We start from the raw sequence: 12,063 nt of genomic DNA, 5'->3' as shown, positions 1-12,063 counted from the left end.
TGACAGCACAGCACTCAGTTCGCTATACTGTTTTTATTACAGAATTCCAGGGAGGTAACACAACATATGGGAAAAAAGACAAAAATCGGCTTGGCAGCCGCTGCTGTCGGAGCGGCTGCTTGGGCAGGGTCTAAAGCATTGGCCAACCCGCAGTTCCGTCCTGCTAAAGAAGTATTGAATTATGAACGCCCGATCGTTCTTGCACACCGTGGCGGCGCCAAATTGGCACCGGAAAATACCTTGGCTGCATTCAACAGATCAGCAGATCTTGGCGTACACGGATTTGAAATCGATATCCGTATGACCAAGGATGAAGAAATCCTTGTATTTCACGATGAATACATTGACCGCACGACTGATGGAGCCGGCCGAGTGGCAGATATGTCCCTTGATCAGTTGAAAGCTTTTGATCTTGGCTATCACTTTATCGACCTAGAAGGCAAGCATTCGTATCGCGGCAAAAATGAACAGGTTGTGCTGCTTCGTGAACTGATTGAGAAATTCCCGCAGATGTATATTAATATTGACATTAAAGATGATCCAGAGACGTATGAGGGCAGTTTAGTGCCTTCCAAGCTGTGGCGCCTGATCGATTCTCTTGGCGTACAGGACCGGGTAGCCGTGACATCTTTTTATGATGAGCAAATCGACCGTTTCAATTTGTATGCCCAAAACCGGGTTGCAATTGGCGCAGGAGAAAATGAAGTCAGAAAAGCTTACGCTTCCTATAACAGCCAGTTTGGCCATTTGTATCACCCGCGTGCAGATGTGTTCCAGATTCCGGTGAAGTCATCGGTGTTCCGTCTGGATTCTCCCCGTTTTATTGCGTTCTTGGAGAATTTGAACATCCCGGTGCATTATTGGGTGATCGATGAAGCAGAAGCTATGCGAACATTAATTGACGCTGGAGCCAAAGGCATAATCACCGACCGGCCCGATCTTGCCGTTGCTCTTATCTCGGAAATGGAAGAGTAACTTATATAAAAAAAGTGCAACGCAAGCGTTGCACTTTTTTTATGGAGCTATTTAAAATTGCACGGTCAGGCTGAACAAGAACAGCCGCCGCCTGTGCCGCAGCTTCCGCCGCAGGAAGATTCTGATGAAAAGAAAGGATTGGAGGAAGGAATTTTTACCGCCTCAGATACCGATCTGCCAAGGATAAAGCTTACCTGGTCCATCAAATCCTGCAACTCGTTTTCCATTAAACGCAGATTGGCTATCTTCTCATTGAGATCCAATCGCCGTTTGTCCACACGAATTTGCTTCATCACCCGTGAGTATTCCGGATGATATTTGCCAAAACGCTGAACTTCTTCATATTGGTCTTTTAATCTTGCGAAGGCCTGGATTTCTTCCGCAAGACTTTTATCGTTATAGACAGAGGCATAGGCTTCCCTGTAGAGGTCAGCTTGCTCAGATTGTAGAATCATTTGGCTTAGCTCGTCTGCAAAGTCAGTTATTTCAGCCCATTCATAGGTCATAATCATAGTAGATTCCTCCTTTACGCTTTAATCATAGCAGATATATTTAAATTTCACTATAGACAGGAAAGGATTGTCAGCATGAGTCTTTTAAACGATCAGTTTGCGCGTATTGTAAAAAACAGCAGTTCCGAAGATCTTGAGATGTTAGGCGACTACTTGACAAATTTCGAGAAAAAACAGCAAGGTGACTTTGCTACGTATTTAAGTGCGGCCCTGAACATGAAACGTATCACCGATGAACATTCTTCCGTTGTTTCCATACCAAATACCGCTTTTATCCACAATAACGTCAATATCCCGCATGGCGGAATTCTCGCGGTTCTTCTCGACACTGCAATGGGAACGCTTGCCAACAGCAAATGCCAGCCCGGCTTTAGTGCTGTTACCACAAACTTGGCGATCCACTACTTGACCGTGGCGGATGAAGACAGCATAAGCGCCAAAGCTCGCATCATACGCAGCGGCAGGCATGCTTTGGTAATAGAAGGGAACATTTTTCAACAAGATGGAAAGCATATTGCTACCGCGACCGGCACTTTTTTTATCGTCCCTAAAAATTCAAAGCCTGCTATTGCTCAAAAGCAGTAGCAGGCTCTTTTTCAAGAAAAATCTGTGTATAATATTTGCCGAAAACGCCAACTCCCGTTTGGTTGTATTCATCACTGAGCAGCGTATTGCGATGGGCATCGGAGTTGATCCAGCCATGTACGGTTTCCGCTGCATCATAATAGCGAGTGGCTGTGTTGACTGCCGCTTGTTCGAAATCTATATTGGCTCGTTCCAACCTGCCGTGCAAATCATTGATTTCCATTTCCTCAGAAAGGAAATTTTGCTTCGCCATGTCTTCACTGTTTGCTTTAGACACCATGTTTGCCAGAGGGTTAACCGCCAAAGGCATAGTGGAATGATGGAGACGGTAAACATTTACCAAATCAACAATCTGCTTGGCATTTCCTTCGTCTATGGAACGCTGCTGTGTGGAGGATGGAGCCTGTACCGGCAGCAGCTCACCTGAATACATAAGATCGTAAGGCTGATGGCGAATCAACGTCTCCGCATCCATAAAACGGACGGCCTCTAAAGCACGGTCTTTTGAATCAATGTACAATTGTGCAAAAATGCCATCGAACTTGACCAGGATCCGCTTGTCCATATCCTCAGCCGTGACATTGAATGTGTAAATATTAGTTCCGTATTTAACCGTTATTTCATTTTCAAGTATGGTGAAGCGATATACTTCATCGAGATTTTGGCCAATTTTATATGGTGCCGCATCTACTGCAGTCCCAGCAGTGTAAACCTGAACCACTTTGCCGTCCTTAACCCCCGTCATGATAAAGTTGGAGTAGCTGGCGTTATATACCCACCATTCGTAGCCGTATGCTGAAGGTTCTTTCCGCTCGGGTTCCCCGTATTGTTCCAGCCATTTATCGCTAGACTCGCCTATAAAACTTGAAATGCCCGTAGCAGGACGAGCAACTTCTAAAGTTTCATCCGCAATATTTTCGCTTGGCAAAGGATCTACCGTTCGTGGTGCTTCCAGAACATCATTCTCATTTATTGATGGATCCAAATAGAATAAACCGATTAGAACTATCGATAGAAAAATCATAATGCGCAGCAAGTCTTTCAATCGAACAGCCCCTTTACTATTGTATGTATATATGATGAACTACTGATTTTAACTTGCTGATACTCCACAAATCGGCTCCACTTTCGAGCCCCGCTGGATGCGGATCAGGCAGTCGGCACGAAAAGACGTCTCGCAGCAGCTGCCAGGAGCCCGCGGAAGTCTCCGCTGATGGGTTCCTACTCTTTGAAGAATACGGCGAAAAACATAGGTTTGCTTTGATTCTACTCCATCTCTTGTGCCGGCGTGCCCAGCCCAAAGCGGCCCAAGCGGTTTATAAAAATGATGATTCTTAGGTTCAACTTATATATATTATTATAACAGCCGCCTCTACACTGACACAAACTAGCCATTGCAACAACTTAAATTATGATCTATTATTAAAGGAGTATGTAGTCTTTTTTGTTATAGAGGAGGAGAGATCCTATGTATTTTGAAAATACAGGACTTGAAAACATTCACGTAGATATCGAATTACTTGAAAGCATCATGAACAAACACGGTTTGACCAAAGAAGGACAATGGGATTATGAGCGTGTCACATACGACCGTAAATTCATCATTCGCGAAGGCACTTACTATTTGCGGGTATTTGCATATGCCACTAACGGTGATGTTGATTCCAATGATGCTACTATGCGTGTTATGAAGCCGGCACTTGGCAAACACTATTATCCACATGGTGTAGAATACGGTGAAGATGAAGATTTCCCTGAACACTTGATTAAAACGTGCATCGGATTATTGAGCTCGATCAAGAAAGAAGTTCAAGGTTTCGAAATTAGCGTATAAAATTTCCGCAGTTCAGCAATTGAACTGCGGTTTTTTTAAACAGTCATGAACATTTCAACCTTAATTAAGGAGGATTCGATCAGTGAAGTGGTTGACGAAGAAAACTGTAACAATCGCTGCTGTCGCAGCAGCCTTGATTTTAATATCCATCTATATATTGCCAGTTTCCATTCCATTGATCATCGCTTTGATCACTGCTATTTTTTTAGAACCACTTGTTAATTTTATACATAAAAGGTTCAAATGGCATAGAAAGTCTGCTGTAATATCCGTATTCATCCTTTTTCTGGTAGTTGTTTCCGGGTTGCTTTATTGGACTGTAACTCAATTAATCGGCCAAATTATTCAGTTTTCGAAAATGGTGCCGGAATACATAAATTCTTTGTCTATTATGTGGGATGAATTTCAACGGTTCTTTTTCCGTTCAACAGCAGATATGCCTGTCGAAGTGGTTTCTTCATTTGAAACTGAACTGGCAGGATTTATAGAAGGAATTCGCGATTGGATCCTGACGATTGTCAATTATGACACTGTCTCTAATCTGTTGACCGGCATCCCTTCTTTTCTCGTCAGTTTTATTGTGTTCCTCATTGCATTGTTTTTGTTCATGCTGGATTTGCCTGGATTGAAAATCATGCTTTTCAAGCGCCTGAAAGATTCTACGGCCGAAAAAGTCCGTTTTATGTTTGCACGTTTGAACAAAGTGATTTTTGGATTTTTAAAAGCACAATTTCTGGTGAGCTGCATTATATTTGTTGTTTCACTTGTTTCACTTGCTTTTATAGCGCCAGAATATGCAATCGTCATGTCTTTGCTCATATGGCTGATCGACTTTATCCCAATTTTGGGATCGATCATCGTTTTGACGCCATGGTTTATTTATGAATTTATCACAGGTGATATTGTTCAAGGAACGCAGTTGGCGATTCTGGCTCTCGTATTGCTGATCATCCGCCGAACCGTTGAACCAAAAGTTATGGGTACTCAGATCGGACTTTCGCCGTTAGCGACTTTGATTGCGATGTTCATAGGACTCCAATTGATCGGCTTCCTAGGGTTCTTCGTTGGTCCGTTAATTGTTATCCTCTTCACATCGGCACGTGAAGCCGGAATGATAAAAATTGATTTTAAAGTATAGAAAAAGGAACCCCTTGGGGTTCCTTTTTTATCCGCCTAAAATAGCTTTGAATACTGAAGTAGTATGGCCGCCTTCATAAAATACATAAAGCAGCAAATAAACCATAACGCCTGTTATCGCAGTTGAAAACCAGACGATACTGGTAATCGGACCGATTTTGCGGTGTTTCGCCAATTGGTTTTTCCATCCCCAGTAAATGGTGATCAATCCCATGACACCACCTGTGGTCGCCAATGTGATGTGGAAAATCAGGAAGATCGTATAGAAGATCTTCAAATTATCCGGTCCTCCAAATGCAGTGTTCCCGACGAAAATGGTGCGTGACATGTAAATGATGAAGAACGTCAGTGCCGCAGCACCAGCTCCCACCATCACTTTCTTGTGGGCTTCTATTTGGCGGCGACGGATCAGATTCCAGCCGATCGCTACCAAAATTGCGCTTAATACGATAAAAAATGTACTGATAGTCGGCAATAGCGGCAAATTCATTTAAGTTATTCTCCTTTGGGTTTCATTAAGCATTATGTCTGTGATAAGCCATATCTTTGCGGTCCTGCAAAACTTTTGCTGTAATCTCATCAGCTTTGTCCGTTTCATTGCGCAGCCATTCGTGGAATACAAGCCATAGGAATACGGTAAAAACAAGTTCCTGAAGCACTTTCATGGTTATTCCACCTGTACGCTGATCTTCAATCGCTGACATCGTAGAGAATAACTCAGGGCCTGATAAATTTAATTGCGACAGCGTTCCAGCAGGCACACACAATGCCATAGCCTGCAGCCATGCCTCTCCATCTGTGTAGGTCGCATAAAAAGGAGTTCCGCTGAAGATGATCAGTGCACATGCAGGAGTCATCAGTACGCTTAATCCGAACAGGTATGCCAGTTTGCTCAGTCCATGGAATTTGTGCATGCCTTCCAGGTTGTTAACGACCGGCCACCAATAGAATATGGCAGAGGTGAACAGGACAATATTTACAGCACCATGTATCCATGCATCCTGTTTCACAAAATCAAAAACCATCGGAATGTGATAAAACGAAAAGACCATTCCAAACAGGATCAGTGCCAGCATGGGCCTAGTCAGAAAATTGAATAGCGGTTCAATTACCGGCAAGCTGATAAACGCTCTCCAGATATAAGTCGGTATCCCCATGATTAACAATGGTGGAATCAGCAGCAGCAATAGTGCCATTTGAACCATATGCATTGTAAACAGGATATGGCCATATAAATCTACAGGTGAGCCTTTGATAATATAAAGCAGGACAATGCCTGATACAAAAAGTGCAGCTTCTCTTATGCTAAGCGGCTGATTTCCTTTAAACTTTCCACGCCACTTTGTAGTAGCCAAAAAATATAGAATCGTCACCAAAACGAGGACTGCTAAGTAAACGGGACTCCACAAAGCTTGAAACCCGAAGATACTGATTGGCATGTAATGGGACCTCCTTTTCCTCAAGTACCCTCATTATATAGCGGCTTGCCAACTATATCAATGAACGAACTATGAACAATACGAAATGTGAAAGCGCACCGTGGAGATTCGACGGGCATAAGACAGATCAGCAATGCGGCGTTCTTTGCCGCGCAGCTGGAATGGCTTATGACCCTAGAATCTGGGCGCTGGAACTGGACAATACGAAATGTGGAAACGCCCTGAAGATCGAATCACATCAAGATCATCTATATATTGATCTAAAGAAACCAACTTTCCCCATCGTTTGGGGCGAGACTTCCGCCAGAATCCAGGAATGATCACCTGTCTTCATCCTTCCCATCTCACATGAGCACACCCCATTCTCTTCACAAGACGATTTAAGACTTCTTTAGCTTCCTATTATTGAAGAGTCCTTTGCATACAGAAAAACCCCTTACCTCGAAAGGTAAGGGGTTTTAAGGAGAGCCTACCACCAAACAATTGTTACTAACGCAAGAACTGTGATGAAAGCTACAAACATTCCACAGAACATGAAGAACGCAACCATGCCGTGTCCTTTGCCGCTCATATGCATGAAATAGTAAAGTTGAAGAATAACTTGAATACCAGCCAGCAAAAGAATAATTGGTACGATCAGATAAGCTGAGAAGCCAGCAGCAACCATTGTAAAAGCAATTAATGTCAAGAAAATCATAATTGCGAAAGTTGCTAAGTGGCCTTTCATTTCATCTGCTCTTTTTTTCTTTGCGTACTCGAATTCTGCCTGCGACCTAACATGAATATGTGTATCGTGTGCCATTATCCGATCACTCCCATCAAATAGACGACAGTAAAGATGAATACCCATACGACGTCAATAAAATGCCAGTATAACGAAGCAAGATAGAATTTAGGTGCATTGTACATATTCAATCCGCGTTTAGCATTGCGGAGCATCAATGCGATAAACCAGCTAAGCCCGAATAATACGTGGGCACCGTGCGTTCCAACCAATACGTAAAATGCAGAACTGAAAGCACTATTTGTAAAGCCGAATCCCAAGTGGACATAATGGTTAAACTCATAAATTTCCAACCCTAGGAACGTGGCACCAAGCAGGACGGTAATACCCAGCCAAGCCTGCATCGCTTTAAAATTATGGTTTTTCATGTGATACATCGCGTAAACACTAGTCAATGAAGATGTTAAAAGAATCATTGTCATAGCAAAAACAAGTGGCAGTTCAAAAAGTCCAGCGGCAGAAAATTCCATGCCGCTTGGCCCTTTATCTTTTAAAGCAAGGTAAGTTGCAAAAAGTGAAGCAAAAGTTACTGTCTCCGCAGCAAGAAGCAACCAGAAACCAATAAACTTATTTTTACCTTCCATCGTAGCCGTTTCGGGATGATCCGGCCACGATTGAGGAGTGTACTTTTGATTAATGTCCATCGGTTTTGCCTCCCTTCGCGTCTTCCAGTAATTCTGCTTTTGTAATATGGAAACCTAGATCATCTTTCAATGAACGGACGAGCATCGAACCGAATGTGATCAACAAACCGATGATCAATACCGGCAGCGCCCATGGCTTGTCGTCATCAAGGAAGTACAAAGCTCCAAACGAAGCGATAAACATTCCAAGGGAAATTACGAAAGGAATGAACGAATTATTCGGCATATGGATATCTCCAAGAGGTTCAGCGAAAATCATTCCTTTTTTGTTGCCTTCCATTTTTTCGATCCAGAATGTATCAAGACCACGAACTAATGGAGTTTGTGCAAAGTTATAGAATGGCGGTGGAGATGGGATAGCCCATTCTAATGTACGGCCGTCACCCCAAGGGTCATTGCCGACTCGCTCGTTTTTAATTGTAGTCATTACAACGTTGACCAACAAAATGATAATACCAATTGCCATCAATACAGCACCTGCTGAACTGATCGCGTTGAATAGATCCCAGCCCTGGTCTGCTCCGAACGTGTAAACACGGCGCGGCATACCCATCAAGCCTAAGAAATGCTGGATGAAGAATGTTAAATGGAAACCGATGAAGAAGAACCAGAACGTCCATTTCCCAAGTTTTTCACTGAGCATTGTTCCAAACATTTTCGGCCAGTATAAATGTGTACCTGCTAGAATCGCCAGTACAACACCACCGACAATAACGTAATGGAAGTGAGCTACGATAAAGTAAGAATCATGCAATTGGTAATCCAAAGGCGCGATTGCTTGCATAACCCCTGTAACCCCACCCGCTACGAATGAAGGAATGAACGCTACAGCGTAAATCATAGGAACAGTGAAAGAAATGTTCCCTCCCCAGATCGTTAACAGCCAGTTAAAGATTTTGATGCCGGTTGGCACTGCAATAATCATAGTTGCCAAAGCGAATACAGCGTTAGCTGTTGGCCCTAAGCCGACTGTGAACATATGGTGAGCCCAAACCATGAATCCGTAAAAACCGATCAGGATTGTTGCGAAAACTAGTGCCGTGTATCCGAATAGGCGTTTACGGGAGAAGATTGCAAAGATTTCGGAGAAAATACCGAAAGCTGGCAAAATTAAGATGTAAACTTCAGGGTGACCAAAAATCCAGAATAGGTGCTCCCAAATAATTGTGTTACCGCCCATTTCGACAGCAAAGAAGTTTGAATCGAACATACGGTCAAAGACCATGAAGAATAGTCCGACTGTAAGTGGTGGGAATGCCAAAAGGATCAAAGCGGAAGCAACGAATGTTGTCCAAGTGAATAATGGCATTCTCATATACGTCATACCTGGAGCACGCATATTGATGATCGTAACAAGGAAGTTAATCCCTGCAATCAAGGTACCAAAACCGGATATTGTCAATCCAAGTGAATAGAAGTCAATTCCTTTTCCTTCTGATGCCAGTGCCAACGAAGCATAGTTCGTCCAGCCTGCATCTGGTGCGCCTCCCATAAACCATGAAAGGTTCAAGAAAATACCACCAAAGAAAAATAACCAGAATCCAAGTGAATTCAAGAATGGAAAGGCTACATCACGCGCACCAATTTGCAAAGGCATAATAGCGTTCATGAAAGCCAATAGAATCGGCATGGCTGCCAAGAAAATCATGGTAGTACCGTGCATTGTTATAATTTCGTTATACGTTCCAGCACTTAGGAAGTCATTTCCTGCTTTGGCCAGCTGGATACGGATCAACATCGCTTCAATACCGCCGACAAGGAAGAAGAAACCACCCGAAATGAGATAAAGGATCGCGATCTTCTTATGGTCGACCGTTGTCATGAAGTCCCAAATTGTAGCGCCGAAGCCCTTTTTTTGAGCAATAGAACTCACACTGTAAACCTCCCTTTTTTAAGCTTTATTCTACTCTTCAACTGATAAGCCCATCAAGTAGGCTGCAAGAGCATCGAGTTCTTGATCTGAAAGTGCTTCTCCATCATTTAATGAAGCTGCTTCCGGCATTAAGTTGCCCGGCTTGTATTCCTGTGGATCTTCAATCCAATTTTTAAGACTTTCTTCATTGTGCTCTAAGTATCCTGCAACGCGGTTGCGGTCGCCGAATGTTGCCAAGTTAGGTCCGACTCCACCAGTTCCGCCTGCACCAGAAGTGGCATGGCAAGAAATACAGGCCAATCCGTCAGCTCCGAATAATTCTTCCCCTTGCTGTGCAAGGTCGCCTTCGACAGCAGCCGGTTCTTCTTCTTGCATTGCTGTTACCCATTGGTCAAACTCTTCGCGATCCACAGATTTCACTTTGAAATCCATCAATGCGTGAGAAGGTCCGCAAAGCTCAGCACATTTACCATAAAATACACCATCTTCAAGTTCTGAAGATTGCTGGTCAAATGTTAAGTAAAAGGTATTGACGTTTTCAGGATTGACGTCCAATTTCCCGCCAACAGATGGAATCCAGAATGAGTGCTTGATGTCCGCAGAAATCAAGTTAAAGTAAACGCGTTCATCAGTCGGTACGACCAATTCCTGGGCAGTTACGATTCCTTGTTCCGGATATTCAAACTCCCACCAGTAAAGTGCAGCTGTAACATTGACTGTCAGATGTGTGGAAGTGCCGTCTTCTGCCTGAACGTCCATAGTGGAAACGTCAGCCAAATCAAATGTAGAATAAACGGTTGGTACAGCAAGAACCAATAACAGAACAATCGGAACAGCTGTCCACAAGAACTCTAGTCTTGCGCTTCCTTCAACTTGTTCAGGGATCATGTCTTCTCCCATTTTAGAACGGCGGAACTTAACAATTGCTAAAACGAAAATGATCGATACTACAATAATAACGAATAGCATAACGATGGATGATAAAATCAACAAATTAAATTGATCTTGGGCAACTTCGCCAGCTGGTATCAAGGTCGAAATTTCTTCACGTCCGCATCCTGCAAGAAAAACCAACAATGTGGTCATCAATGCAAAAAGCCGCCATTTTTTAATTCCTTTCATCATAGCTTTTCATACCCCTCTCATTTAAATAATTACTCTGTAGAAATGGACGTTAAATGAAGACAGCGAAAATGATCATTGAAACAAATAGAATGGTCATATAGTTCAATGAATAAATAAACATCGTCTTCGCCCATTTCAAGTCATCAGCTACTTTAAATCCACGAATGGCCAATACCAGCCAGCCGATATTCAAAAGTGTCGCTAAGATGATGAAGCCTGTCCCAAGTTCCATTAACAGGAATGGCAGAGGGAAAAGCATTACAACCCATGCAAGCATCGATTTTTTTGTGCGGTGAAAACCTTTAACTACCGGTAGCATAGGAATATTCGCTGCCCGATATTCTTCTGTTCTTTTCATAGCCAGCGCATAAAAATGCGGCGGCTGCCATATGAACATAATCAGAAATAATGCCCAGGCACCCGTGCCGAGTGCCGGTTCCACGGCAGCCCATCCGATAAGCGGTGGAATTGCACCTGAGATGCTTCCAACAATCGTATTGCTGACATGGCGTCTTTTTGACCACATGGAATATAAGACGACATAAGCTAAAACTCCGGCAATCCCCAATACACCAGCTGATACAGAAGCGGAAAACAAAAACAATTCGCCTATAACGATGAAAGAAACAGCTAGTGCCAATACAGCTGATGGCTTGAATCTTCCTGTCACTGTCGGACGTGCTTTTTTACTTTCCATCAAAGGGTCTATATCCGTATCGATGTAATTATTCATAGCTGCAGAACCCGCGATGATCAGCGCTGAACCGACGATAGTATAGACAAGAATATCCAGCTCATTCAGAAAATGTCTGTCGGAAAACTGAAATGCAAGCCACAAACCTGTGAAGACAGTTATCAAATTCGAATTGACAATCCCAATTTTTATAAGTGCCAGAAAATCTTTCAGGAATGTGGTCGCTTCCGGTGCTTCATGAGTATCTGCAGACATTGCCCGGCCGTTCGACATGTAAGTCCCTCCTTTCAAAGTTGTAAGCATATTCCGCTAACCATAACTATATCTAAATTCCAGTTGTTTTTCTACATATAACTGAAATTTCCTGATAAAAGAGATGATTTACACGTAAATGGTCTCACTAATTTCCATCTCTAATCATACCTTAACAATCACACTATTTTAAGATAGAAAAATAATAG

General features: G+C 43.0%; 13 protein-coding genes. 4 read left to right on the top strand and 9 right to left on the bottom strand.

Going from position 1 to position 12,063, the window contains the following annotated elements; genetic code table 11:
- Positions 1-66: 66 nt before the first annotated feature.
- Positions 67-975 (top strand): glycerophosphodiester phosphodiesterase family protein, encoded by a 909-nt coding sequence (locus GJB59_RS16815; RefSeq protein ID WP_142826652.1) that lies wholly within the window; start codon positions 67-69, stop codon positions 973-975.
- A 65-nt stretch (positions 976-1,040) separates the two neighbouring features.
- Here the strand turns inward: GJB59_RS16815 and GJB59_RS16810 are convergent, their stop codons facing one another.
- Positions 1,041-1,487, bottom strand: a complete 447-nt coding sequence (locus GJB59_RS16810) for a YlbF/YmcA family competence regulator (RefSeq protein WP_142826653.1) — start codon at positions 1,485-1,487, stop codon at positions 1,041-1,043.
- A gap of 75 nt (positions 1,488-1,562) precedes the next feature.
- On the opposite strand from GJB59_RS16810, the gene GJB59_RS16805 reads away from it, so the two are divergent.
- The gene (locus tag GJB59_RS16805) at positions 1,563-2,072 is read left to right on the top strand and encodes a PaaI family thioesterase (RefSeq protein WP_142826654.1); all 510 of its coding nucleotides are present in this window, start codon (positions 1,563-1,565) and stop codon (positions 2,070-2,072) included.
- Here GJB59_RS16805 and GJB59_RS16800 read toward each other — a convergent pair.
- The gene (locus tag GJB59_RS16800; RefSeq protein ID WP_142826655.1) at positions 2,053-3,117 is read right to left on the bottom strand and encodes a CAP domain-containing protein; all 1,065 of its coding nucleotides are present in this window, start codon (positions 3,115-3,117) and stop codon (positions 2,053-2,055) included. The genes GJB59_RS16805 and GJB59_RS16800 overlap by 20 nt on opposite strands.
- Positions 3,118-3,540: 423 nt before the next feature.
- On the opposite strand from GJB59_RS16800, the gene GJB59_RS16795 reads away from it, so the two are divergent.
- Both GJB59_RS16795 and ytvI read left to right on the top strand, forming a co-directional pair.
- Positions 3,541-3,906 (top strand): YugN family protein, encoded by a 366-nt coding sequence (locus tag GJB59_RS16795; protein WP_142826656.1) that lies wholly within the window; start codon positions 3,541-3,543, stop codon positions 3,904-3,906.
- An 82-nt stretch (positions 3,907-3,988) separates the two neighbouring features.
- Positions 3,989-5,044: a sporulation integral membrane protein YtvI gene (gene ytvI, locus GJB59_RS16790; RefSeq protein ID WP_142826657.1), complete on the top strand. Its 1,056-nt coding sequence runs from the start codon at positions 3,989-3,991 to the stop codon at positions 5,042-5,044.
- Between the two features lie 27 nt (positions 5,045-5,071).
- On the opposite strand, the gene GJB59_RS16785 is transcribed toward ytvI, so the two are convergent.
- The 7 genes from GJB59_RS16785 to cyoE form a co-directional block, all read right to left on the bottom strand.
- Entirely contained in the window at positions 5,072-5,533 is a 462-nt protein-coding gene (locus GJB59_RS16785; RefSeq protein ID WP_142826658.1) for a DUF420 domain-containing protein, read from the bottom strand.
- Between the two features lie 25 nt (positions 5,534-5,558).
- Positions 5,559-6,482, bottom strand: coding sequence for a cytochrome c oxidase assembly factor CtaG (gene ctaG / locus GJB59_RS16780; protein WP_142826659.1), 924 nt, complete (start codon positions 6,480-6,482; stop codon positions 5,559-5,561).
- Positions 6,483-6,951: 469 nt separating this feature from the next.
- The gene (ctaF, locus tag GJB59_RS16775) at positions 6,952-7,284 is read right to left on the bottom strand and encodes a cytochrome c oxidase subunit IVB (RefSeq protein ID WP_142826221.1); all 333 of its coding nucleotides are present in this window, start codon (positions 7,282-7,284) and stop codon (positions 6,952-6,954) included.
- On the bottom strand, positions 7,284-7,910 hold the full coding sequence (locus GJB59_RS16770) for a cytochrome (ubi)quinol oxidase subunit III (RefSeq protein ID WP_142826220.1): 627 nt from the start codon (positions 7,908-7,910) through the stop codon (positions 7,284-7,286). The genes ctaF and GJB59_RS16770 overlap by 1 nt, the downstream gene beginning before the upstream one ends.
- Positions 7,900-9,783: a cytochrome c oxidase subunit I gene (locus GJB59_RS16765; RefSeq protein WP_142826219.1), complete on the bottom strand. Its 1,884-nt coding sequence runs from the start codon at positions 9,781-9,783 to the stop codon at positions 7,900-7,902. Before GJB59_RS16765 ends, GJB59_RS16770 begins: the two co-directional genes overlap by 11 nt.
- Positions 9,784-9,813: 30 nt before the next feature.
- Positions 9,814-10,908, bottom strand: coding sequence for a cytochrome c oxidase subunit II (coxB, locus tag GJB59_RS16760; RefSeq protein ID WP_142826218.1), 1,095 nt, complete (start codon positions 10,906-10,908; stop codon positions 9,814-9,816).
- Positions 10,909-10,957: 49 nt separating this feature from the next.
- On the bottom strand, positions 10,958-11,875 hold the full coding sequence (cyoE, locus tag GJB59_RS16755; RefSeq protein ID WP_142826217.1) for a heme o synthase: 918 nt from the start codon (positions 11,873-11,875) through the stop codon (positions 10,958-10,960).
- Positions 11,876-12,063: the final 188 nt, after the last annotated feature.

It is taken from the genome of Planococcus soli, assembly GCF_016881065.1.
Classification (GTDB): domain Bacteria; phylum Bacillota; class Bacilli; order Bacillales_A; family Planococcaceae; genus Planococcus; species Planococcus soli.
Note: the sequence above shows the minus strand (reverse complement) of the source record. Positions and strands in the feature narration are given on the sequence as shown.